The sequence below is a fragment of the Aurantiacibacter sp. MUD11 genome (assembly GCF_026967575.1).
GTDB lineage: Bacteria > Pseudomonadota > Alphaproteobacteria > Sphingomonadales > Sphingomonadaceae > Alteraurantiacibacter.
Genome location: NZ_CP114054.1, coordinates 1,268,589 through 1,292,383, shown reverse-complemented (window position 1 = coordinate 1,292,383; position 23,795 = coordinate 1,268,589). Strand labels below are relative to the sequence as shown.

Sequence of the window (23,795 nt, the reverse complement as noted above, 5' to 3'; positions counted from 1 at the left end):
GGGCAGCCGCGCGCTCAATGCGCCAGCCAGGTCTCGCCGTCTCGCGCGACCATGCCGCGCTGTTCCAAGTCAAGCAGGTGAGCCAGCACGCTTTGCGCCGCCGCCGGCCACAGTCGCTCGTCCACGCCCTTGTACATCACCGGCACCAGCGCCTCGATGGCGCGGGCTTCCTCGGCCAGCAGCTTGAGCACCTGCCGCTCTCGCGCGCGGCGGTGGCCGATCATCCCGCGCACCAGCTGGCGCGGCTTCTGCACGGCGGGACCGTGGGCCGGGTAATAGATGCGGTCCTGCTCGCGCTCGTAAAGGCGGGACAGGCTGGCGAGGTAATCCGCCATGTCGCCATCGGGCGGCACGACCACGCTGGTGGACCAGCCCATCACGTGGTCGCCGGTGAACAGCGCGCCGCTTTCCTCCAGCGCGAAGCACAGGTGGTTGGAGGTGTGGCCGGGCGTGGCGACGGCAGTCAGCGTCCAGCCGGGGCCGGTCATCGCCTCGCCATCCTCCAGCACGCGATCGGGCGCGTAGTCCTTGTCGAACGGCGCGTCGATGCGCGGGTGCTGGCTTTCCAGCACCAGCGGCGCGCAGCCTACTACGGGCGCGCCGGTCGCGGCGGCCAGCGGGCTGGCGGCGGGCGAGTGGTCGCGGTGGGTATGCGTGCACATGATGGCGGCGACCTTCGCGCTGCCGATGGCAGCCTCCAGCGCGGCGAGATGGTCCGCCTCCGCCGGGCCGGGATCGATTACCGCCAGCCCCTCGTCAGTGCCGATCAGATAGGTCTGCGTGCCGGTGTAGGTCCACGGCGAGGCATTGGGTGCCAGCACGCGCCGCACCAGCGGTTCGAGTTGTTCGACTTGGCCGGTCGGCCAGGGTTGCGGGGGCAGTGCCATGCTGCGCATATGGCGGCGTGAGAGAGGAATGCCAATGACCGACCCGCTAATCCTCGTCCTCGACGAGGGGACCACCAGCACCCGTGCCATGTTGTTCGGCCCCGATGGCAAGCTGCACGGTGTGGAGCAGCACGAGCTGATGCAGCACTATCCGCGCTCCGGCTGGGTTGAGCATGACGCGTCGGAGATCTGGGACAAGACACTCTCCTGCGCGCGGGAGATGTTGGAGAAGGCGGGAGGGGTAGAGGCCATCGGGGCCATCGGCATCACCAACCAGCGCGAGACGGTGGTGGCCTGGGACAAGGCAACGGGAGAGCCGCTAACGCGCGCCATCGTCTGGCAGGATCGCCGCACCGCCGATTTCTGCGCCCACCTGAAGACGGCGGGCCATGAAGAGCTGGTGCGTGCCAAGACCGGCCTTCTGCTCGACCCCTACTTCTCTGGCACCAAGATGCGCTGGATGCTCGACAACGTGCCCGAGGTGCGTGCGGCGGCGGACAGGGGGACACTCGCGTTCGGCACGGTCGAAAGCTGGCTGCTGTGGAAGCTGACCGGCGGCGCGCACCACGCCAGCGACGCGAGCAATGCCAGTCGCACGCTGCTGCTGGCGCTCGATGGTGCCGATTGGGATGACGAGCTGTGCGCATTGCTGGACGTGCCCAAGGCGGCGCTGCCCGAAGTCATCGATTGTGCAGGCGAGCTCGGCACCACGGAACTGTTCGGCGCGCCGATCCCGATCTGCGGCATGGCGGGTGACCAGCAGTCGGCCACCATCGGGCAGGGCTGCCTGAACGCGGGCCAGACCAAGGCGACCTACGGCACCGGCGCCTTCATCCTCGCCAATACCGGCGGAGAAGTGCCGACCTCGGACAACCGCCTGCTCGGCACCGTACTCTACCAGTGCGACGGCGAACGGCACTATGCCATCGAAGGCGCGGTGTTCGTGGCCGGCAGCCTGATCAAGTACCTGCGTGACACGCTGGGCCTGCTGGTCGTCGCATCGGAGACCGAGGAGCTGGCCCGCAGCCTGGACGACAATGGCGGGGTGGTGATCGTACCTGCCTTGTCAGGCCTCGGCGCGCCGCACTGGCGGCCGGAGGCGCGCGGCATCATCTCCGGCCTCGGGTTCGATACCGGCCGGGCGCACATCGCCCGCGCGGCATTGGAGGCGATGGCGCACCAGACCTACGATCTGGCGCAGGCCTATGCCGCCGACGGCGCGCAATGGACGGGGCTGCACATCGATGGCGGCATGGCCGTCAACAACTGGATGGCGCAGGACATTTCCGACATTCTCGGACTTCCGGTGACGCGCCCCGATTTTGTCGAAACGACGGCACTGGGCGCCGCCATGCTGGCCGCTTGCGGCGCGGGCATCCATGCCAGCCTGGAAGACGCGGCGAACCACATGATCGGCACCACCACCCGCTTCGAACCGAAGATGGATGCCGCGACGCGCCAGCAGCGCATCGACAACTGGGATGCGGCGATAGCGAAGGTCTAGCGCGCGGCGAAGGCGTAGCCGAGCCGTTCGCGCAGGCGATGGACGGCGGCGGGACGCAGTTCGAACCGGTCGCGCCATGCCCGGTCGAGCCGCTCGATGCGTGCGTAGAACGCCACCGAACGATCCACCAGGTCGCGGATGTAGTCGGGCAGGAGCGCACGTTGCTCGGCATCGGACACCGGCTGCGGCGGCGGCAGGCGACCGTGACGGCGCAACTGGAATTCGGTGATCTCCCCGGCGAAATAGGCGCGCTGGTTCAGCAGCCAGGCGATTGCGTGCATCATCCGCGTGGTGGTGCGCAGCGCCTCGCACGAAATCGCCACGCGGGTGGTCGCCTCGTCGGGAGCACCGCAACCCACGGCATCGTCGTAATCGAAAGTGACGCGCGCTTCGTCGGCCAGCAGCAGAGCGTCTTCGTACAAGGTTTCGATGATCGACGGAGAGATGGTGGCTGGCTCTGTCATGGACCCCTGCGTTCTAGTGATTCGCCGGAAGGTGTGCCACTTTCGCCGTGGTTAATCTCGACAGGGAATCCACCGTGTCCCGTTGGGATACGGAATTGGCCCGGTGGAACGTCGCAAATCCGTTTCAGGCGATGATGTCGGGGGTCAGGTAGTCCTCGATCTGGGCGATCTGGTCCTTCAGGCGCAGCTTGCGCTTCTTCAGGCGCGCGACCTGCAGTTGGTCCGGCCCGTCAGTGGCGATCAGCGCGCCGATCGCGATATCGAGATCGCGGTGTTCCACCTGCAACGCGGCAAGGCGTTTGCGCATTTCGTCTTCGGTCATGCCGGCCCGTGCTCGCTCGTCCCATCCCAGCCATCGGCGGCGCAGCCCCGAATGAGGGCGGTTCATCGCCATGGTGGTTGGAGAATTAGGACTATTATGGTTTGATGACAATCACGCGGCATTCGCCGTTGCGAGTCGCCGCGCCGGGTCACCCCCGAAGCCGGGCCCTCCGGCTTCAGACCGAGAAGGAGACTGCTCATGGAAACTTCGCACGTTCACGCCCTCCAGCGGAAACACGAAGGGCTTGATAAGCGGTTGCGGGAAGAGATGAACCGCCCGTCGCCCGACAGCGCGAAGATCCAGGCACTCAAGAAGCAGAAGCTGCGCATCAAGGAAGAGATCGCGCTGCACTGACGACGCACGAACGCGCAAGAATTTGCAAAACCCTGTCTGTGCTATAGGCGGTTAGGCAATGACCGCCGCTTCCTCCGCACGCCAGATTCTGACACGCCTGCACGAGGTGATGGCTTCGCGTACCCATACGCAGGCCAAGCTCAACCAGGTCGTCGAACTGATCGGCGAATCGCTCGATAGCGAGGTCTGCTCGATCTATCTGCTGCGCGAAGGCATGCTGGAACTGTTCGCCACGCGCGGGTTGAACCAGGCGGCGGTGCACGTCACCCGCCTTGGCGTGGGCGAGGGCCTGACCGGAACCATCGCGCAGAATATCGAGACGCTGAACCTGGCCGAGGCGGCGACGCACCCGGAATTTCAGTACAAGCCGGAAACCGGGGAGGAAAAGTTCCACTCCTTCGCCGGCGTGCCGATCGTGCGCCGCGAACGCGCCATCGGCGTGCTGACCGTGCAGCATGTCGACCCGCGCAAGTACGAAGAGGTCGAGATCGAGGCGCTGCAGACGGTCGCCATGGTGCTGGCCGAACTGATCAACAACGCCGGGCTGGTGGATGCCGAGGCAATGGGCGACCGGGCCGAAGCGCAGAGCGGGCAGGAAGTCATTTCCGGACTGAAGCTGGTGACCGGGCTCGCCATCGGCAAGGCGGTGTTCCACCAGCCGCGCGTGCATATCGAACAGACGGTGGCCGAGGATATCGAGGCCGAGCGCGAGCGCGTCTACCTCGCCTTCGATCGCATGCGCGAGCAGATCGACAACATGGCCAACCAGGCCGAGTTCGGCGTCGGCGGCGAGCACGAGCAGGTGCTCGAGACCTACAAGATGTTCGCCTACGATGAAGGCTGGAGCCGCCGCATCAACGAGGCGATCGATTCTGGCCTGACGGCGGAAGCCGCGATCGAGCGCGTGCAGCAGCGCACCCGCATGCGCATGCGCGAAATCCAGGACCCGCTGCTGCAGGATCGCATGCACGACCTGGAGGACCTGGCGAACCGGCTGATCCGCATCGTATCCGGCCAGCTGGGCACGGCGGCGCAGAAGGGCCTGACGCAGGATTCGATCCTCGTCGCCAAGAACCTCGGCCCGGCCGAACTGCTGGAATACGACAAGCGCCGCCTGAAGGGCGTGGTGCTGGAAGAAGGCAGCCTGACCGCGCACGTGGTGATCGTGGCGCGCGCCATGGGCGTGCCGGTGATCGGGCGCGTGGCCAATGTCCGCGGGCTTGTGCGCGAAGGCGACGAGATGCTGGTGGATGGCGATGCCGGCAAGGTGACGCTGCGCCCCTCGGCGGGCGTGCTCTCCGCTTTCGAGACGCGCTTCGCCCGCAGCCGCGAGAAGCAGGCTGCCTATGCCAAGTTGCGCGAGGTGGAACCCTTCACCCGCGATGGCGAGCGGATCGAGGTGATGATGAACGCCGGCCTGCGCGACGATGTCGGCATGCTGGCGATGACCGGCGCCGACGGCATCGGCCTCTATCGTACCGAGTTCCAGTTCCTCGTCTCCTCCACCCTGCCGCAGCGCGAGCGGCAGGCGCGGCTCTATCGCGACGTACTGGATGCGGCGAAGGGCAAGCCGGTGATCTTCCGCACGGTGGATATCGGGGGCGACAAGTCGATTCCCTACATTTCCAGCGACGCCTCCAAGGAGGACGAGAACCCGGCCATGGGCTGGCGCGCGCTGCGGCTGGCGCTGGAGCGCGAGGGGCTGATGAAGGCGCAGGCCCGCGCGCTGCTGGAAGGCGCCGCCGGGCGCGAGTTGAACGTGATGTTCCCCATGGTCTCCGAACCGTGGGAATTCGACGCGGCCAAGGAGGTGTTCGATCACCAGTTGGCCTATCTGAAGAAGCGCAAGCACCAGTTGCCCAGCGCCATCAACTACGGCGTGATGCTGGAAGTGCCCGCGCTGGCGGAAACGCTGGACCTGTTGCTGCCGCGACTGTCCTTCGTTTCCATCGGCACCAACGACCTGACGCAGTTCCTGTTCGCGGCGGACCGCGCCAATCCGCGGCTAGCGGAACGGTACGACTGGGTCAGCCCGGCCATCATGCGGTTCCTGCGCCGGGTGGTGCAGGGCTGTGTCGGCCATCCGGTGAATCTCGGCGTGTGCGGCGAGATGGGTGGGCGCCGGTTGGAAGCGCTCGCGCTGCTTGGCCTGGGCATCCGGCGCCTGTCGATCACGCCCGCCGCGGTCGGCCCGATCAAGGAACTGGTGCGCAAGGTGGACACGCGCGAGATCAGCGAAGCGATGGCCGGCTGGCTGGCCAATCCGCCGGAAAACCTGAGGGCGGAATTGCAGGCATGGGCCGAAGCGCGCGAAATCGACGTCGAATAGCGTTGCGCACTGCACAATCGCTTGACTCCAAGTGGCCCAACCGATTGTGGTACCGATTGAAGGGTTCGCACAGACCCAGCACCCCCAGCTGGAGCGGTAATGACCGATACCGAAGACGATATGGCTGAAACGGAAGCAGTGCCTCCCGGCGTTGGCCCGCAATTGCGCGCGGCGCGCGAACGCAAGGGGCTGACGATAGACCAGGTCGCCTCGGAGACGCGCATTTCCCGCCGCCACCTGGAAGAGATCGAGGAAGGCAACTTCTCGGCCTTGCCGGGACGTACCTATGCCATCGGTTTCGCCCGCACCTTCGCCCGGACGGTGGACCTCGACCAGGAAGACGTGGTCGCCATGGTGCGCGCGGAAATGGATGCTTCGCCGATCGGCCAGGTGGACGATCCGGCATCGCGCCGCTCGTTCGAGCCGGGTGATCCGGCACGCGCTCCCGGCGGCGGGCTGCTGTGGTTCTCGCTGATCGCGGTCGCCATCCTGCTGGTCGGAATCTTCTTTGCCGCCCGCGCACTGTTTGCCCCGGCGGCCGAACTGCCCTCGCTGGTGGAACAGCAGGAGCAGGAACAGGCCGCCGCACTGGCCGAGCAGCAGGCCGCGGAACAGGAAGCTGCGGAGCCGATCGACGCCTCGGGCGAGGTCGTGTTCACCGCGGAGGGCGAGACATGGGTGCGTTTCTACGATGGCAATGGCCGCGTGCTACGCGAAGGCATGATGCGCGAGGGTGAAAGCTTCACCGTGCCTGCCGATGCCGTGGAGCCGCAGATCATCACCGGCCGACCGGACCGCTTGGCGATCACCATCGGCGGTCGCCCGGTGCGCAAGCTCTCGACCGAGGTGGAGACGATCCAGGACGTGCCGATTTCCGCTGCTGCCCTGCTGGGGCGGACTGGCGGCGCAGCGACCATCGGCTTTGGCGGGGGAACCCCGTCGGCAGAGGACGGAGCGCCGACTGCAACGGCCACGCAAGCTGCTTCCCCACCGCAGCCGCGTCCGACCGCGACCGCCACGGCCACCAGCACGCCTGCTACCCAGCCGACGCCCCGACCGACGCCGACGGCCACGCCGACCCAGGCCCGGCCGCCAGCCGCGCCGGCTACGGCCACGCCCAGCCCGGCGGCTACCGCCCCGCCGCGCGCCGAGCCGGCCGAGACCGACCCGGACGAGCCGCAGGTCGCGGCCGAGCCGAGCTAGCGCGCAGATTTTCCTGGGGGATACCCGCGCGCCTGGCGCTTTCGCCCCCTGGTTAATCGACTATCTTGGTAACGTCTGGCAGGACAGGCGCGATTTGCGCAGATTTGAGGAGAGCACCGGCGATGATTGCGAAGTTCAAGGCCCCCTTTACGATTGGCCGTGCGGCCATTTGTGCTGGCCTGATAGCCGTCGCGGTCCCCGCCCCCGCAGCGGCGCAGGTCGATAACCGCCTGCAGCGGATCGAAGCCGAAATCCGGGCCTTGCAGCGCGCCGTCTTCCCCGGCGGTGACGAGCGTTTCTTCGAGCCCGAGATCACGCCGCAGCAACAGCAGCAGGGCCAGACGGCCACGCCGCAGGTCGCCACCTCGGCGCTGACCGACGTGCTGGCGCGGCTCGACGCGATCGAGCAGCAGCTGGCCCGCCTGACCGCCGCGACCGAGGTCAACGAGAACGCGCTGTCGACGCTGGAACGCCGCGTGATCGAACTGGAAGCGCGCGCGGTTGCCGCCAACCCCGGCAACACCTCTGCCACGCAGGCGAGCACCGGCAATGGCTCTACCGGGGTCATTCCCGTGCCGGGTGAGGACGAGACGGTCGAAATCGCGGTGGAGGAAGACGAGACTGAGGCCCCTGCCGGTCCCACCGACGAGCGCCTTGCCGCCGTGCAAGCCATCGCCAAGCCGGCGACGGGCGATGCCGGTGACGACGAATATGTCTATGGCTTCCGCCTGTGGGACGCGGGCTTCTATCCCGAGGCGCAACAGCAGCTGGCGCTGTACCTGGACAGCTATCCCGAACACTGGCGCCGCTCCTATGGCCGCAACCTGCTGGGCCGCGCCTTCCTCGACGCTGGAGAGCCGCGCGCGGCCGCGACGCATTTCCTCGAGAACTACAATTCCGACCCGACCGGCATCCGCGCCCCGCACAGCCTGCTGTACCTGGCGGAATCGATGATCGCGCTCGGCGATACCCGCCGCGCCTGCACCGCGCTGGCCGTGTTCGGCGACGAATACCCGGCATTGGCGGCAGGCGAACTGCTCGACCAGTACAGTGGCCTGAATGGGCGCGTCGACTGCGAGTAAGGCCGACCTGGTCGCGCGCTTCAAGCAGGCGCTCGACCGGCTGAATCCCGATGCTGGCAAGATCGGCCTCGCCGTCAGCGGCGGGCCGGATTCCATGGCCATGCTGCTGCTGGCGCATGACGCCATTCCGGGCGGCTTCGAGGTCGCCACGGTCGACCACGGCCTGCGCCCCGAAGCCAGGGACGAATGTGCGCTGGTGGTTGCCGCCTGCGAGGAGCGCGGCGTGCCGTGCGAGGTTCTGACCGTCGAGGTGGCCGAGGGCAATGTCCAGGCCAAGGCGCGCGAGGCGCGTTACCGGGCGCTTGGCGAGTGGTGCAGCCGTCGAAACCTGCACATGGTGGCGACTGCGCATCATGTCGACGACCAGGCCGAGACCCTGCTGATGCGGCTGAATCGCGGCAGCGGAGTGGCCGGTCTTGCCGGGGTCCGCCCGGACCAGTGGCACGATGATTTCGACCTTCACATCATCCGCCCATTGCTGGGTTTCCGCCGCGCCGAGTTGGCGGCCGTCGTCGAACAGGTCGGGCAGCGGGTCGCCGAGGATCCCAGCAATGCCGACGATCGCTTCGAACGGGTCCGCATGCGGCAGGCGCTGGCGGGCTGTGACTGGCTCGATCCGCAGGCGCTGGCGCAATCCGCCAGCAATCTCGCGGAAGCCTACGAAGCCTTGCAGGGTTACGCGACCAGCCTGTGGCCGGAGATGGTGACGCAAACCGCCGCTGGCTATTCCATCACGCCCGGTCCGCTGCGCGAGATCAATCGCCGCGTGCTGGCGCAGGCGATGGAAAAGATGGGGGGCAGGCCGCGCGGCGGCGATGTCGCGCGGCTGCTGAACCGGTTGGAGCGTGGAGAGGGTGGCAACGTCGCGGGCGTATTGGCCCGTGAGCAAAATGGACAGTGGCTGCTCAGCCCGGAGCCGCCGCGAAAGACGGGTTAGCTGTCAGTCGCCAGCGAGCCGCCGACGCCGGTCATCACGCCGTCGGTGATGATCACCACGTCGCCCACTTCGGCAATGTCGAACAGGCGGCTGGCGAATTCGTCGGGCACGCTGATGCAACCGTGGCTGGCATAGCCCAGTTCGACCGTGGAGCCGCCGTGCACGGCCACGCCGTCCCAGGTCAGTCGCAGGGTCCAGGGCATCGGCGCATTGCCGTATTTCTCGGAAACGTTGTGGCGTTCCTTGGTCAGGATCGGGAAGGTGCCGACCGGGGTCGGATGTTCCGGCGTGCCGAGCAGCGCGGCGGCTGCGCCGATTTCATAGCCGTTGCGGAACACGCTGATGACGCGGGCCTGCAGGTCCACCGTCATCACCAGCGGGCCGTCGGGTACGCCCTCGTCGTCCCAGTGCCATTCGCCGTAGCGGATCGGCCCTTCGATGGGCAGTATACGCTTGATAACAAAGGGATCGTCCGGATCGTAGGCCGGGGTCTCCTGCACCACCTCGTTGGCGACGAACTCGATGGCATCGTCGACCGCGGCAGAGCCTTCGCTCAGCACCGCCTCGACGCCCTGCTCGCCGCCCTCGGACTGGCCGTAGGCGATCGCCCCGCCAGCAACTGCGGCCACGGCCAGCACAAGGCCTGCAATCCATTTGAACCCGGCGTTCATGCGCAGTGTAATGCCCTAAACCGGCGCGAATTTCCATCGCGCACGTACGCGCGTCCAGTTTTGGAACGGTGGAGGTCGACCGGTTAAGCCGGCTTAACCATGCGCGCCGAAGATGTTGGCGATGGCCGTGGTTACCCGCAGCGAGAGGGCATAGGCGCGCTCGATCGGGTCGATGAAGTCGCGGTGGATGGCCTCGTATCCCTCGTCGCCGCCGTCCGGCCAGTCGGTCGGCTCGGTCAGGTCGAAGCGGTCGATGCGCGGGAACTGCGTGGGGTACGCGCGCCGCAACTGCGCCAGCGCCTCGTCCACGCGCAGGGTAAAGACCATTTCCAGCACGTCGTCGCGCGACACGTCGTTGGCGCGGCTGAATACCGGCACGCTGACGGCGCGGATAAACATCGCCTGGAACAAGGCGAGGCGCAGCGATTGCAGCACGCCGATCATTCGGCGCTTGTCCTCGCGGTTCTCCACCGGCGTCTCGTCGGGAACGTGGTCCAGCAGGCGGTGCAGCTTCATCGCATCGACGCGCAGGCGGCTGGCAAGGCGGCGGAACACGCCCACGCGGTCGTCCTTCACCAGGTATTCGCTCAGGCTCTCGCAAGCGGCGGCGAGGTGCGTTTCGGTGCCGCGATAGGGCCGGCTGGCCCAATAGGCGGAGTTGAACAGCTCGCCATAGGCGGCGACCGTCTTCACGCTTGCCAGCGCATTGGCGGCGCGCACCAGCCGGACGAGTTCGCGCCCGCGCGGGCTTTCCGCCAGCAGTGCGCCAAGTTCCTCGTAATTGCCGTGGGTGGCGGTACCGACCCCGGCAATCACGTTCACCGGATAGCCCAGCTGTTGCAGCACGGCGTTGTGCGGAATGGCGCGGATCTGCCGCAGGCTCATCTCGCGGTCCGCCGAAAGGTCGCTCTGGCGGCGGCTGACGCGGCTGCCGGTGGAATTGAGCAGGCCCAGCCCGAATGCGGTGATCGCGCGGCTGTAGGTGCGGCTCTCCAGGTGCTCGCGCTGGTGTTCCTTCACCGCGCGGTAGAAATCCAGGCTCAGGTCAGTGCGCTGGTAGAAGGTGTCCTTCGGCGCATCGGCGTCGGTTTCCGCCGGACGCAGCACGGCAATGCGGGTGAGCATGGCGCGCGCCAGTTCGGGGGTGGAGAACCACAGGTAGCCATCGCCGCCCTGGAAGCTGACTTCCGGCTCGAGCGTGATGCCTGCACGGGCGAAGCGCCGCTTGGCCCAGGGGCTGAGCGCCCAGTCGAGCCTGTCGGCCATGTTGTTGGGATGTGCGCCGCGACCCATGGACTCGCCGTGGGTGTTGAAGATCAGCGCCGCGACATCGGTCAGGCCGTTCTCTTCCATGGCTGCGGATAGGCGGCCCTGAAGACGTTCGATGGCAAGGCTGGCGGGGATCTGACCCACAAAGCGCCCGGCGTCGGAGAAACCCGTCTGGATGGCGACACGCCCGCGGCCCTTGGCATATTGCTGGTAGACCGGCTCTGCCAGCAGTTCGTCGAGGAAGCGGCCGCCGTGTTCCAGCGCGGTCTCGGTCTCGAACAGGGGCGAGATGTCGACCTTGTCCTCAATCGCGAAAAGCTTGGCGAAATAGAGCGCAGCGAGGACTGTCGCCGGCTCCTCGCACTCGGCGATCAGCATGCGGATCGGCGCGTCGACATCGATATGGGCAAGGATCTGCGCCATGGCGAGAAACTGCCGGGTGGCGGTGCTGGCCTCTATCGCCAGCGCGCCGAAGTTACTGCGGCGCGGCTGGATTTCCTCGATCGCGCGGCGCAGGTGCACCACCGCGCCCTTGCTGGCGAGGTCGAGGTTGCCCTCGGGGTCGATCCGGCGGCGGATGGCGTTGTGCAGCTGCTTGGCGTTCACCCGGAAATGGATCCAGCCCATGCCAAGGCCATCGGCGCGCATGGCGGCGGCAAGGGTTTTCAGCTTGATTGCCCGGTCGGCATCGTCGGCCTCGCGGGCCTCGGCCTCCAGCGCGTCGATAAACGGGGTGAGGCTCAGAAGCTTGCGCGGATCGCTGGCGGTGAGGCGGTTGGCGGCGACGGACAGCGCGGCGGGATCGGACAGGTCGGCAGCGAAATCCTGCGCGCGTTCAAGCGCATAGAGCGCGGCGGGACGCAGTTCCGCCAGCAAGGCGTGGTCGGCGTCGATTGCTTCCAGGCTGGCGACATAGCGTTGCAGCCGCTCGGCCTTCTCCGACAAGCGGAAACCGATGGAATTGGACCAGGTGATGTCCGTGCGGCCATCCATGTCGTAGCCGACCCAAGTGGCGAAGCGGAACGGCAGCGGTTGCAGTTCAGTCCAGCTCTCCGGCCAGTGCTCGCGCGCGTGGCGCAGCAATTGCGCGACGATGGCGCTGCGGGCTTCCTGCGCGTGGCCGATGGCGCGCATGGCCCGCTGGTGTTCGTAGGTCAGGGTGACCTGTGGCCGCTCTCCGCCCACGCAAGCCGCGCTGATCGCATCGGTGCCCGACGCGGTGGTGGCGACGGCGTCGGACTGGTCGGGTGTCAGCAGGAACGTCGGGTGCGCGGTGAAGACCGCGTGCAGCTGCGGTCGTTCCCAGCGCGCCTTGAACCCGGCGAAGTCGGGGCAGTCCAGCGATGCCGCGAGGGCTGCCTCGTTCTCGTCGCTGGCAATCGGCGAGACCATCCGCTGGACCCGCTGCGCGCGTTGTTCCAGCGCGGCGACTTCGAGTTCGGCAATCAGCCGCTCGAAATCGTCGAGCGTCAGTTCGCCTGCCTCGAGCTGGCGGGAGAGATCGTGCCCCAGCTGGAAGACCGGGTTGAACAGCGGTGTTTCGCCCGTGCGCTGGTGCAGTTCCTGCAGGCGTTCGGTCAGGTCGGAGTAGCTGGTCATGCAGCCAGGCCGCATGCGGCGCGGGCCAGCTCCGTAATTTCCTCGGGTGAGGCACCTTTCGGCGCGACCCAGCTGCCGCCGACGCAATGGACGTAGGGGAGCGCCAGCCAGTCGGCCGCGGTGTCCACCGAAATCCCGCCGGTCGGGCAGAAACGGCACTGGCCGAAGGGCGCTGCCAGCGCCTTCAGCGCCGGAATTCCGCCCGCCGCCATGGCCGGGAAGAACTTGAAGTGTGTCAGGCCGAGGTCCAGCCCGCGCATGATGTCGCCCGCCGTGGCCGTGCCGGGCAGGAAGGGTACGCCGGATTTCACGGCCGCTTCGCCCAGAGGCTGCGTCAGGCCGGGCGAGACGATGAATTCGCTGCCGGCATCGAGCGCTTCGCGTAACTGGCGGGCATTGGTAACCGTGCCCGCGCCGACAACCGCGCCGGGGACGAGGTTCATCCGCTTGATCGCTTCCAGCGCGTCAGGCGTGCGCAGGGTGACTTCCAGCACCTTCAGCCCGCCTTCGACAAGCGCCTCGGCTTGCTCGCGCGCCTTGCCGACATCTTCCACCACCAGCACCGGGATTACCGGACCCATGCGCATCACGCGTTCGATCTCGCTTGGCGAGTAGGCTCTGGTGTCGCTCATGCGGCGTCTCCGTGGCTCTGGAAGTAGGCGGCAGCTGCACCGAACAGGCCCGGCTGCGGGTGAGTGATGAGCTTGACCGGCAGCTTTTCCATCAGGCCGGCAAAGCGGCCCTTGGCGCAGAAGCGTTCGGCAAAGCCCGACTTGGGCAGGATGTTGCGCAGACGATACCCCAGTCCGCCGGCGATGACGACCGCTTTGGCGCCGTGCGCCAGCGCCATGTCGCCTGCGACCGATCCGAGCGAAAGGCAGAAGCGGTCCACTGCAGCGGCGGCGAGACTGTCGGTGCCTTCCATGCCCGCGGTCCAGATTGCCACGTCGTCCTGTTCCTTCACCGCGCGACCCTCCAGTGCAGCGAGGGTATTGTAGATGTCGACGATCGCGGGGCCGGCCACCACGCGCTCCACCGAGACGCGGGTGTGGCGTTTGCGCAGGCGGGCGAGGATCGCATCTTCGATTGGGTCGAGTGGGGCAAAGTCGATATGGCCGCCCTCGGTGGCGGAGACCCGGTAGGTGCCGTCCGGCTCGCGATAGAGATGCGCCACGCCAAGCCCCGTGCCCGGACCCATGACGGTAAGCCTGCCGGTCGGCGGCAGCGGGCCTTCGGGGCCGGTCAGGTGCAGGAACTCGTCATCCCCCGCACGCGCCACGGCATGGGCCACGGCCTCGAAATCGTTGACGATGGTATGGGTGGAGACGCCCAGCTTCTCCTGCACCAGCGCCGGACGGATGATCCAGGGATTGTTGGTGAAGCGGATCACGTCGCCTCCCACCGGTCCGGCAATCGCCATGCTGACGGCATCGGGCAGTGTGCCGCCCTTGCGCGCGCGGTAATCCTCCCAGGCGGTCTGGAAGCTGGCGTGATCCTCGGTGTGCAGGGTGATTGGCTCGTCAAGCGTGATCGTGCCGTCAGGGTGCCGGCTGGCGATGGCAAAGCGGGCGTGGGTGCCGCCGATGTCGACGGAGACGATCTCGGTCATAGTCCTGCCGTGGCGAGCATGGCGCTGCCACCCTTTTCGGCTTCGTCGGCCATGTTGCGGAACATGGCGAACAGTTCGCGTCCGGTGCCGCTTTCGGGCGCCGGATCGGGCGCGGGCGTGCGGGTGGCAAGGTCCGCCGTGGTCGACAGCTCGCCGGTGGCGGCGCAGACCTTCACCATGTCGCCATCGCGCAGTAGCGAGAGCGGGCCGCCGCCCAGCGCTTCGGGCGAGCAATGGATGGCAGAAGGCACCTTGCCGCTGGCGCCGCTCATGCGGCCATCGGTGACCAGCGCCACGCGGTATCCGCGATCCTGCAGGACGCCCAGCGGCGGGGTAAGCTTGTGCAGTTCCGGCATGCCGTTTGCGCGCGGCCCCTGGAAACGGACGACCACCACGACATCGCGGTCCAGCTCGCCCGCCTTGAAGGCTTCGGCCACCTCGTGCTGGGTCTGGAACACGCGGCAGGGTGCCTCGATGGTCCAGCGTTCCTTGTCGACGGCGGAGGACTTGAAACAGGCGCGGCCCAGGTTGCCCTGCACCAGCCGCATCCCGCCATCGGGCTGGAAAGGATCGTTGGCGGGACGTAACATTTCATCGTCGCCGCTCTCGCCGACATCGCGCCAGTCGAGCTTGTCCTCGTCCAGCCACGGTTCCTGGCTGTACTGGCCCATGCCGCGTTCCTCGCCGACGCCGAGCACGTCGGCGTGCGCCAGGCCCGCGCCGAGCAGTTCCTTGATCACGAAGCCCATTCCGCCGGCATCGTGGAAGTGGTTCACGTCGCCCGAGCCATTGGGATAGACGCGCGCCAGCAGCGGCACGGCGCTGGAGAGTTCGGACAGGTCGGTCCAGTCGATCTGCACGCCGGCTGCCCGCGCGAAGGCGGGGATATGGATGGCGTGGTTGGTCGATCCGCCCGTTGCCAGCAGGCCGACGGCGGCGTTGACGATCGCCTTCTCGTCTACACAGTGACCGAGCGGGCGATAGTCGTTGCCGCCGCGTCCCATCGCCGCCACGCGGTGCACGGCGGCGCGGTCCAGCGCCTGGCGGATCTTGGTGCCCGGCTGGAAGAAGGCTGCGCCAGGCACGTGAAGACCCATCAGCTCCATCATCATCTGGTTGGAATTGGCCGTGCCGTAGAAGGTGCAGGTGCCGGGCGAGTGATAGCTGCCCAGTTCGCTTTCGAGCAACTCGGCCCGTGTCGCCTTGCCCTCCGCATAGAGCTGGCGGACGCGCTGCTTCTCCTTGTTGGAAACGCCACTTGGCATCGGGCCGCTCGGCACGAAGACGGCGGGCAGGTGGCCGAAGCGCAAGGCGCCCATCAGCAGGCCGGGCACGATCTTGTCGCAAATGCCCAGCAGCAGCATGCCGTCGTACATGGCATGGCTGAGGGCCACGCCAGTGCTGAGCGCGATCACGTCGCGGCTGAACAGGCTCAGTTCCATGCCCGTCTCGCCCTGCGTCACCCCGTCGCACATGGCGGGCGTGCCGCCGGCAACCTGCGCGGTGGCACCCACTTCGCGGGCGTAGATCTTCAGCCGTTCCGGGTAGCGCCCATACGGTTGATGCGCGCTGAGCATATCGTTGTAGGCCGTGACCACGCCGATGTTCGGCCCTGCATTGGTCTTCAGCGCTTCCTGGTCCTCCAGCGCCCCGGCAAAGGCGTGGGCGAGGTTGGAGCAGCTCACCTGGCCGCGTTCGGGCTGGTTGTCGGCCTCGCGGTCGATCAGGTCGAGATAGGCGCTGCGGCTGGCCTTCGACTTCTCGATGATACGGTCGGTGACGCGCTCGATGGTGGGATGCAACTTACTCATGCCAGCTCACTCCGTCGCGTTCGGCCAGCGCAATGGCGGCACTCGGCCCCCAGCTGCCGGCATTGTAGGGCTTCGGCGTCTTGCCGCTTTCCTCCCACCCGGCGCGGATGGCGTCGATCCATTGCCACTGTGCCTCCACCTCGTCGCGGCGGACGAACAGCGTCTGGTCGCCGTTGATCAGGTCCAGCAGCAGGCGCTCGTAGGCGATCCGCTTGTGCTTGCCGGTAAAGGCGTCGGGCATGGCGATGTTCAGCGGTACTTCGCGCAGCGTCATCCCCTCGTGTTCGATGCCGGGCACCTTGGCCATCAGCGAGAGGGTGATGTTCTCCTCCGGCTGGATGCCGATCACCAGCTTGTTGGGGCACAGCCGCGCGCCAGGGAAGATGGAGTGCGGCACGTTGCGGAAGTGCACGATGATTTCGGTCACGCGCTCGGGCAGGCGCTTGCCGGTGCGCAGGTAGAAGGGCACGCCCTGCCACCGCCAGTTGTCGATATGCGCCTTCAGCGCGACGAAGGTCTCGGTCGTGCTCATGCGACCCAGTTCCTCCGCGTAGCCGGGCACGATCTCCCCGCTGGAGGCACCGCCCTTGTACTGACCGGTGACGCTTTCCTCGTCGGTCAGCCCACGTAGCGCGCGCAGCACCTTCACCTTCTCGTCGCGCACGGCGCCAGCTTCAAAGCTGCCGGGCGGTTCCATCGCCACGAGCGCCAGCAGTTGCAGCATGTGGTTCTGCACCATGTCACGCAGGGCGCCCGCGCCGTCGTAGAAATCGACGCGGCTTTCCAGCCCCACCGTTTCCGCGACGGTGATCTGCACGTGCTCGATATGCTGGGCGTTCCACAGCGGTTCGAACAGGATGTTGGCAAAGCGCAGCGCGATCAGGTTCTGCACCGTCTCCTTGCCGAGGTAATGGTCGATGCGAAAGATGCGGTCTTCCGGGTAAGCCGCGGCCACGGCATCGTTGATGGCGCAGGAGCTTTCGAGGTCCGTGCCGAGCGGCTTCTCCAGGCAGATGCGCGCATTATCGGCGGCCAGGCCATGCGCTGCGAGGCCTTCGATGGTCGGCTTGAACAGGCTGGGCGCGGTGGACAGGAAAGTCGCCACCTGGCGATCCGGCCCGACTTTGTCGGCCAGTTCCTTGTAACCTTCGGGCGTGGTCACATCGAGCTGGCTGTAGCTCAGCCGGTTGATGAACCCGGCCATGCTGCCGCGCCGTTCGGCGGGCAGGTATTTCTCTATCGCGGCGCGGGCGAAATTGCGGAATTCTCCGTCCGAAAGCTGCGACCGGGCCGTGCCGACGATCTGCAGCTCTTCGCCCAGCAGATCCTCCGCATCAAGCGCGCAAAGCGAGGGGAGGAGCATCCGTTGCGACAGGTCGCCGGTGGCCCCGAACAGGATTAGCGTTTGTGCCCTTGTACTCACGCGCGATCCCCGGCTGACTGAGTGGTCGTATTCGACAATTGTAGACATCCTCCATGTTGCAGCGCAACATTATCCTTTGAAACCACTCCTAGCTGAACTTGTGAACGTTCACAAGCTAGCCGTGTGCTCATTTCGTTTCCGTAACCTGCACCTCACTGGAATCGAAGCGGGAGAGGCCGAAGCTGGTCAGGAAGGAAACGTCGGCGGCATCGCGGCCGATGCCGATCTTGGCGGTCTTGGCCGGGTCGGCCATGCCGGTCGCATCGACGAGGTACCAGGCGCCACCGCCCGGCGCGGTCGGATCGTTGAGGAACACCTCGGCCACGGCATGGAAGTCCTGCGGTTCCACGCCCGGCGCATAGCAGGCGACATAGCGGGCGGGGATGGTGGAGGCGCGGGCGAAGGTGACCAGCACGTGCGCATAGTCGCGGCAGATACCGCGCCGTTCCACGAAACTGTCGAGCGCGGTGGTGTTGGGGGTGCTGGCGCCGGGCACGTAATGGAAGTTCTCCGCGATCCAGTCGCGCATGGCGGCGACCTTGGCACCGCCTTCCAGCTTGCCGAAACGATCGGCGACGAAGCTCTGCATCCGGTCGGCCTGGCAATAGCGGGAATCGAACAGGTATCCGACCGCCTCGCCGGGCAGCTCGTGCGGGTCGACCATCGCCAGCGAGCCAAGTTCCGGCGCCAGTCGTTCCACGGCGACCCGGGCCGAATACTCGACCGAATAGTCGCCCAGTGCGCGCACCCAGATGCGTTCGCCGATGCTGTCCTGCGCGGGTACGCGGGCGACATGCATCGCCTCGGCCAGCCGGGTCTCGCTGGAGAGGATCTTCTGTTCCGGGATGGCCGCCGCCTCGAACTGCAACAGCAGGTCGGTCGGCTGGTCGAGGTGGAAGGCGAACCGGGCGGAAATGTCGATGGGCATATGCGGAACGAACGTGCAGGAGGGCGGGAGGTTTCGACTAATCGCCGATGACGTGCGCCACGATTTCGCGGCTGTGCGGGGCGCGGCGATGCTCGGCAAGGTAGAGGCCCTGCCAGGTGCCCAGCAGCATGCGGCCACCTGCCACAGGCGCGCTGAGCGAAGCGCCGGTCAGCATGGTGCGGATATGCGCGGGCATGTCGTCCGGTCCTTCACTGTCATGTTCGTAGTGCGGGCCTTCGGGGACGGTCTGCGACAGCCAGCGCAGCAGGTCGCGCTGAACGGCGGGGGCGGCGTTCTCGTTGATCAGCAGGCTGGCCGAGGTGTGGCGGCAGAATAGGGTGACGAGGCCGGTGTCGATGCCGGTGCCGTCCAGCCAGCGGGCCACCTCGTCGGTAAACTCGTACAGCGCCTGGCCGGCGGTATGGATGGTAAAGCGGTGCTGATCCTGTTGCATGTCCCCGCCATAGCGATGCCGCCGCTGGACCGCACTCGCTTTTCGCGGCAAGAGTCGGAGCGGGAGGATTTGCAATGCGGTTTGCGGGACTTGTGGCACTGGGATTGGGACTGGCGAGCTTGCCGTCCGCCGCCCATCATTCCTTCGCGGTCTATTTCGATCCGCAGGACCATGTGACGCTGCAAGGCACGGTCACCGCGTTCCGCTTCACCAATCCGCACGGCACCGTGGTGTTCGATGTCGACGGGGAAGAATGGCGCGCCGAGACCAATGCCCCTGTCGTCCTGCGCCGCCGCGGGTGGACCCGCGCCAGCCTGCGCCCCGGACAACGGGTGACCATTTCCGGCTGGCGGGCCCGCGACGGGCGGAACTACATGCGGCTGCAGGAGGCGCGCGATGCATCGGGCGCCCTCATCGGCACTGCCCCGTTCGGGCGGAACGATGATTAGGCCGCTCGTCGCAGTCCTGCTGCTCGCCAGCACGCCGGCCGCTGCGCAGGATGCGCCGCCGGACCTGTCCGGTTTCTGGGGTCCCGTCTTCGACTTTGGCGAGCCTGCCCCCGACATGCTGGCGAAACTGCCGCCCGATACCGTGCTGGTGGAGGACACCGGCGTGGTCGAATTCCCGCGCGGCGAATATGGCGGACTGGAATTGACCGAGGAGGCGCTGGCGCGCGCCGAGAGCTGGCAGCCGGAAGACGAGTTCGCGCTCGAGCGCGTGTGCCTGCCGCCCAGCATAATCTACGCCCTGCAAGGCCCGTTCCCGTTCGAGATCCACCAGACCGACGAGCTGATCGTCATCCGCAACGAATATTTCGACCAGGTGCGACTGGTGTTTATGGATGGCCGCGAGGCGCCGGAGGGCTACCCGCATTCGAAGATGGGCTTCTCCACCGGCCACTGGGAGGGTGACGAGCTGGTAATCGAGACCAGCCATATCGCCGTCTCCACCATTACCAACAACGGCCTCGACCACAGTGACCAAGTGCGCATGATCGAACGCTATCGCGTCGACGAAACGACCGGGCGACTGGTGGCGACGCAGTGGTTCTCCGACCCAAGGATGCTGGCCAACAACGGTGCGCGCTGGATCGAATGGGAGCTGCGCGAGGGTGAGCACGTCTACCCCTACGAATGCGACCCCAGCTTTGCCCTCGAATATTCAGCCAGCGCCCCGGAATAGCGCTGATCGCGCATCGTTGATCGCCGTCAGGCAATAACGCCGAACAGGTCGTGTGCGTCGGCGTCCTCGACGTTCACCTGCACGATATCGCCAGCCACCAGCGTGGCGGGCACGTTGCGCAGGAACACCTGTCCGTCGATTTCCGGCGCATCGGCCTGTGAACGACCGGTTGCGCCGATGTCGCCGTCCTCGTCCGGCTCGCCGACCTCGTCGATGATGACGGGCAGGGTCTTGCCGATCTTGGCCTCCAGCTTGGCGGCGCTGATCCGCTCGGTGACCTCCATCACGCGGGCGTAGCGTTCTTCCTTCACCTCTTCGGGCACCGGATCGGGCAGGGCATTGGCCTGCGCGCCTTCGACCGGTTCGAACCGGAAGGCCCCGACACGGTCGAGCTGGGCTTCTTCCAGCCAGTCGAGCAGGTACTGGAAGTCCTCCTCGGTCTCACCGGGGAAGCCGACCACGAAGCTGGAGCGGATGGCGATCTCCGGGCAGATTTCCCGCCACGACTTCAGCCGTTCGAGCACCTTGGCCTCGTTCGCCGGGCGCTTCATCGCCTTCAGCACCTTCGGGCTGGCGTGCTGGAAGGGAATGTCGAGGTAGGGTGTCAGCAGCCCTTCGGCCATCAGCGGGATGACTTGGTCGACGTGCGGATAGGGATAGACGTAGTGCAGCCGCACCCACGGCGGCACGCCGCCGCCGATGTCCAGTTGGCCCAGTTCGCGGGCCAGGTCGGTCATGTGGGCACGGACCGGGTGCCCCTTCCACATGCGTTCCTCGTGCCGGGTATCGACACCGTAGGCGGAGGTGTCCTGGCTGATAACCAGCAATTCCTTGGTCCCGGCAGCGACCAGCTTCTCCGCCTCGCGCAGCACGGCGTCGATCCGGCGGCTGGCCAGTTTCCCACGCAGCTGCGGGATAATGCAGAAGGCGCAGGAGTGATTGCAGCCCTCGGAAATCTTCAGGTAGCTGTAGTGACGCGGGGTCAGCTTCACCATCTGGTCGGTCGGCTGCGGGACGAGGTCGATGAACGGCCCTTGCGAAGGCGGCGCGGCTTCGTGCACCGCTTCCACCACGTCTTCGTACTGGTGCGCGCCGGTAATCGCGAGAACCTGCGGGAAACGCTTGCGGATCAACTCCGCCTCGTCACCCATGCAGCCGGTCACGATGACGCGGCCGTTCTCGTTGATCGCCTCGCCAATCGCTTCGAGGCTCTCCTCCTTGGCGGAATCGAGGAAGCCGCAGGTGTTTACCAGCACCACGTCGGCCCCGGCATAGTCGGGGCTCATGGCATAGCCATCGGCGCGCAGCTTCGTGAGAATGCGCTCTGAATCGACCAGCGCCTTGGGACAGCCGAGGCTGACCATGCCCACGCGCTTCTGTTCGGGTATTTGCGATGCCATGACGGGCGGCCCCCTACACGCGTGCGGGCCTTTGCGCTAGACTTTGCGCAGGAGAGACTTCGGGGGAGTTGGGAACATGGGCGATATCAACCTGCTTGCGGTGCTGCTGGGCAGCGTCGCGTTCTTCCTGATCGGTGCTGTCTGGTACGGCCCGCTGTTCGGCAAGACCTGGATGGGACTGACCGGCGTGAACGAGGAAACGGTCAAGCAGCCGGGCCGCAATCCGACCTGGCTGATCATGCTGCTGTGCTTCCTGTTCGAGATGCTGGTGGTGACCATGCTGGGTCACAGCGTCGCGCGGTCCAGCGGGCAGCCGCATATCGTGATGATGATGGCAGTCGGCTTCGCCGCGACCATCATGGCCCCGGCCATTGGCATCAATTACCTGTACCAGATGAAGCCGGGCAAGCTGTTCGCCATCGATGCCGGCTACTTCATCGTCGGCATGGCCGCGGCGGGCGGCGTGTTCATCCTGATGGGATAGGGTGCGCTAGTCGGTGGAGGCGAGGACTTCGGCATCGCCGACACCGTTTTCCGGCTCGGTCGGCAGGATTTCGACGACGATGTCGCCGGCCTGCAGGCAATCGGCCTCGTGCTCCCAGAAGCCGCAGGCAGTGCCGTTGCGATAGATGCGCAGGCCGCGCCCGCCGGTGGCGAGGTCGCTCAGCGGCTTGCCGATTTCCTCGGGCAGCACCTCGCGCTCGACCAGCTTCACGCGGCCAGTGACAGAGGCGAGGTCGCCCAGGTAATCGGCGATATGCGCGCCGCGCGCGCTGCCCGCCAGCAGCAGGCCGGTGAAACGCACCGGGTTGATCACGTTGTCCGCGCCCGCCTGCCGCGCCAGCAGTTCGTTGTCGGCAGCGCGCACCACCACGCTGATCGGCACCTTGGGCGCCAAGTGGCGCACGGTCAGCACGATCAGGATCGAGCTGTCGTCGCGCCCGGCGGAAACCAGCACGGTCTGCGCCTGGTCGATGCGCACGGCCTCGAGGTTCTCGTCGCGCGTGGCGTCGGCCTCGATCACGTTGCAGCCCAGCGCCTCGGCCTGCTCCAGCCGTTCCTCGTCCATGTCCATCACGACGATGCAGGCGGGATCGGTGCCGCGCTCGATAAGTTCGCCCACGGCCTCCGAGCCGGAGATGCCGAAGCCCAGCACGACGACGTGGTTGGAAAGCTGTTCCTGGATGCGGGCCATGCGGAATTTCTCCCAGCTGCGCTTGATGAGGAAGTTGTAGGCGGTGCCGACGAAGATGAACAGCACGGCGAAACGGACCGGCGTCACGATTACCGCCTCCACCAGCCGCGCGCGGTCGCTGATGGGCGCAATGTCGCCAAAGCCGGTGGTGGTGATGGAGATCATGGTGAAATAGATCACGTCGAGGAAGCTGACGTGGCCGTCGAGATTGTCGACCAGTCCTTCGCGGTCCCACCAGTGGATCATGACCACGACGAAAATCAGGAACAGCGCGAGGCCCAGCCGGATGCCGAGGTCGCCCCAGACCGGGATCTTTACCGCGCGGCGCAGCGGCGCGAACCGCCGCTTGGCAAGCCGCTTGCGGTCCGAACGGGGCCTAGTGTGCGATCGCGCCATGGCTCAGCGGCAACCCGTCACGCGGCGAACCTGTCCGCCAGCGCGCCGATGGCGGAATGGTTGGTCAGATCCAGCTGCAAGGGCGTGACGGCGATGTAGCCGTCTTCCACCGCTTCCAGATCGGTGCCGTGGTCCAGCGTGTGCTCGGCATCCTGCAGGCCGAACCAGTAATAGGGCCGCCCGCGCGGATCGGTGCCCTCGACCAGGCTGCCCCGCTCGTAATCGTGGAAGCCCTGCCGCACCACGCGGATGCCGCGTACCTTGTCTGCTGGCAGGGCGGGGAAGTTGACGTTGACCAGCGTGCGCTTGGCCATGGCCATGTCCACCAGCGGTTCCAGCACGCGCTTGCCCCAGCCTTCGGTGGCGGAGAAGCTGCGACCGTTCTCGCGGAACGCCTGGCTCAGGGCGATGGCCGGGATGCCCGCCAGCGCACCTTCCATGGCGGCGGAGACGGTGCCCGAATAAGTGATGTCGTCGCCCAGGTTCTCGCCCGCGTTGACGCCGGAAATCACCAGATCGGGCAGCTTGTCGGCGAACAGCTTGCGCAGCGCGAGGTTGACCGAATCCGTCGGCGTGCCGGTGACGGAGAAACGCTTTTCGCCATGTTCGCGCAGCCGCACCGGCTGGTGCAGCGTCAGCGAGTGGCCGGCCCCCGATGCCTCTTCTGCCGGCGCGCAGACCCAGACATCGTCCGACAGCTGGGCCGCCAGCTCTTCCAATACGGCCATGCCGGGCGCGTGGATGCCGTCGTCATTGGAAAGGAGGATGCGCATCGA

The 23,795-nt window shown here is 66.7% G+C and carries 23 protein-coding genes; 9 read left to right on the top strand and 14 right to left on the bottom strand.

Annotated elements, in window-relative coordinates; translation table 11 throughout:
• Positions 1-14: 14 nt before the first annotated feature.
• Positions 15-887 (bottom strand): MBL fold metallo-hydrolase, encoded by an 873-nt coding sequence (locus OZN62_RS06460; protein ID WP_269101992.1) that lies wholly within the window; start codon positions 885-887, stop codon positions 15-17.
• A 34-nt stretch (positions 888-921) separates the two neighbouring features.
• Between OZN62_RS06460 and glpK the strand changes: the two genes are divergently transcribed.
• A complete protein-coding gene (glpK, locus tag OZN62_RS06455) occupies positions 922-2,391 on the top strand; it encodes a glycerol kinase GlpK (RefSeq protein WP_269101991.1) in 1,470 nt (489 codons plus the stop codon).
• On the opposite strand, the gene OZN62_RS06450 is transcribed toward glpK, so the two are convergent.
• Positions 2,388-2,855: a DUF1465 family protein gene (locus tag OZN62_RS06450; RefSeq protein ID WP_269101989.1), complete on the bottom strand. Its 468-nt coding sequence runs from the start codon at positions 2,853-2,855 to the stop codon at positions 2,388-2,390. The genes glpK and OZN62_RS06450 overlap by 4 nt on opposite strands.
• Positions 2,856-2,979: 124 nt before the next feature.
• Entirely contained in the window at positions 2,980-3,177 is a 198-nt protein-coding gene (locus OZN62_RS06445) for a YdcH family protein (protein WP_269101988.1), read from the bottom strand.
• Positions 3,178-3,375: 198 nt separating this feature from the next.
• Here OZN62_RS06445 and OZN62_RS06440 point away from each other — a divergent pair, with 198 nt between their 5' ends.
• The 5 genes from OZN62_RS06440 (at position 3,376) to tilS (ending at position 9,082) form a co-directional block, all read left to right on the top strand.
• Positions 3,376-3,531 carry a YdcH family protein gene (locus OZN62_RS06440; protein WP_269101986.1) on the top strand — a complete coding sequence of 52 codons (156 nt, stop codon included), beginning with the start codon at positions 3,376-3,378 and terminating at the stop codon, positions 3,529-3,531.
• Positions 3,532-3,589: 58 nt separating this feature from the next.
• Positions 3,590-5,860: a phosphoenolpyruvate--protein phosphotransferase gene (ptsP, locus tag OZN62_RS06435; protein WP_269101984.1), complete on the top strand. Its 2,271-nt coding sequence runs from the start codon at positions 3,590-3,592 to the stop codon at positions 5,858-5,860.
• A 99-nt stretch (positions 5,861-5,959) separates the two neighbouring features.
• Positions 5,960-7,063, top strand: a complete 1,104-nt coding sequence (locus OZN62_RS06430; RefSeq protein WP_269101983.1) for a helix-turn-helix domain-containing protein — start codon at positions 5,960-5,962, stop codon at positions 7,061-7,063.
• Between the two features lie 122 nt (positions 7,064-7,185).
• Positions 7,186-8,145, top strand: coding sequence for a tetratricopeptide repeat protein (locus tag OZN62_RS06425; protein ID WP_269101982.1), 960 nt, complete (start codon positions 7,186-7,188; stop codon positions 8,143-8,145).
• Positions 8,123-9,082: a tRNA lysidine(34) synthetase TilS gene (tilS, locus tag OZN62_RS06420; RefSeq protein WP_269101981.1), complete on the top strand. Its 960-nt coding sequence runs from the start codon at positions 8,123-8,125 to the stop codon at positions 9,080-9,082. Before OZN62_RS06425 ends, tilS begins: the two co-directional genes overlap by 23 nt.
• Here the strand turns inward: tilS and OZN62_RS06415 are convergent.
• The 8 genes from OZN62_RS06415 to OZN62_RS06380 form a co-directional block, all read right to left on the bottom strand.
• The gene (locus OZN62_RS06415) at positions 9,079-9,753 is read right to left on the bottom strand and encodes a L,D-transpeptidase family protein (protein WP_269101980.1); all 675 of its coding nucleotides are present in this window, start codon (positions 9,751-9,753) and stop codon (positions 9,079-9,081) included. The two genes, tilS and OZN62_RS06415, sit on opposite strands and share 4 nt — an antisense overlap.
• A 93-nt stretch (positions 9,754-9,846) precedes the next feature.
• A complete protein-coding gene (locus OZN62_RS06410) occupies positions 9,847-12,621 on the bottom strand; it encodes a phosphoenolpyruvate carboxylase (protein ID WP_269101979.1) in 2,775 nt (924 codons plus the stop codon).
• The gene (eda, locus tag OZN62_RS06405; RefSeq protein ID WP_269101978.1) at positions 12,618-13,253 is read right to left on the bottom strand and encodes a bifunctional 4-hydroxy-2-oxoglutarate aldolase/2-dehydro-3-deoxy-phosphogluconate aldolase; all 636 of its coding nucleotides are present in this window, start codon (positions 13,251-13,253) and stop codon (positions 12,618-12,620) included. Before eda ends, OZN62_RS06410 begins: the two co-directional genes overlap by 4 nt.
• Positions 13,250-14,230, bottom strand: a complete 981-nt coding sequence (locus OZN62_RS06400) for a glucokinase (protein ID WP_269101976.1) — start codon at positions 14,228-14,230, stop codon at positions 13,250-13,252. The genes eda and OZN62_RS06400 overlap by 4 nt, the downstream gene beginning before the upstream one ends.
• Entirely contained in the window at positions 14,227-16,041 is a 1,815-nt protein-coding gene (gene edd / locus OZN62_RS06395; RefSeq protein WP_269101975.1) for a phosphogluconate dehydratase, read from the bottom strand. Before edd ends, OZN62_RS06400 begins: the two co-directional genes overlap by 4 nt.
• Positions 16,034-17,464 (bottom strand): glucose-6-phosphate dehydrogenase, encoded by a 1,431-nt coding sequence (gene zwf / locus OZN62_RS06390; RefSeq protein WP_269101973.1) that lies wholly within the window; start codon positions 17,462-17,464, stop codon positions 16,034-16,036. Before zwf ends, edd begins: the two co-directional genes overlap by 8 nt.
• A gap of 127 nt (positions 17,465-17,591) precedes the next feature.
• Positions 17,592-18,392: a transglutaminase-like domain-containing protein gene (locus OZN62_RS06385; protein WP_269101971.1), complete on the bottom strand. Its 801-nt coding sequence runs from the start codon at positions 18,390-18,392 to the stop codon at positions 17,592-17,594.
• A 37-nt stretch (positions 18,393-18,429) separates the two neighbouring features.
• Complete coding sequence (locus OZN62_RS06380) at positions 18,430-18,846, bottom strand: secondary thiamine-phosphate synthase enzyme YjbQ (RefSeq protein WP_269101970.1); 417 nt, start codon at positions 18,844-18,846, stop codon at positions 18,430-18,432.
• Positions 18,847-18,920: 74 nt separating this feature from the next.
• On the opposite strand from OZN62_RS06380, the gene OZN62_RS06375 reads away from it, so the two are divergent.
• Both OZN62_RS06375 and OZN62_RS06370 read left to right on the top strand, forming a co-directional pair.
• A complete protein-coding gene (locus tag OZN62_RS06375; protein WP_269101969.1) occupies positions 18,921-19,295 on the top strand; it encodes a DUF6152 family protein in 375 nt (124 codons plus the stop codon).
• A complete protein-coding gene (locus OZN62_RS06370) occupies positions 19,288-20,028 on the top strand; it encodes a hypothetical protein (RefSeq protein WP_269101967.1) in 741 nt (246 codons plus the stop codon). Before OZN62_RS06375 ends, OZN62_RS06370 begins: the two co-directional genes overlap by 8 nt.
• A gap of 26 nt (positions 20,029-20,054) precedes the next feature.
• Here OZN62_RS06370 and rimO read toward each other — a convergent pair whose 3' ends face one another.
• Complete coding sequence (rimO, locus tag OZN62_RS06365; protein ID WP_269101966.1) at positions 20,055-21,428, bottom strand: 30S ribosomal protein S12 methylthiotransferase RimO; 1,374 nt, start codon at positions 21,426-21,428, stop codon at positions 20,055-20,057.
• A 76-nt stretch (positions 21,429-21,504) separates the two neighbouring features.
• Between rimO and OZN62_RS06360 the strand changes: the two genes are divergently transcribed.
• Positions 21,505-21,912: a DUF1761 domain-containing protein gene (locus OZN62_RS06360; protein WP_269101965.1), complete on the top strand. Its 408-nt coding sequence runs from the start codon at positions 21,505-21,507 to the stop codon at positions 21,910-21,912.
• A gap of 6 nt (positions 21,913-21,918) precedes the next feature.
• Here the strand turns inward: OZN62_RS06360 and OZN62_RS06355 are convergent, their stop codons facing one another.
• Positions 21,919-23,019, bottom strand: coding sequence for a potassium channel family protein (locus OZN62_RS06355; protein WP_269101964.1), 1,101 nt, complete (start codon positions 23,017-23,019; stop codon positions 21,919-21,921).
• Between the two features lie 17 nt (positions 23,020-23,036).
• A complete protein-coding gene (gene surE / locus OZN62_RS06350) occupies positions 23,037-23,792 on the bottom strand; it encodes a 5'/3'-nucleotidase SurE (RefSeq protein ID WP_269101963.1) in 756 nt (251 codons plus the stop codon).
• Positions 23,793-23,795: the final 3 nt, after the last annotated feature.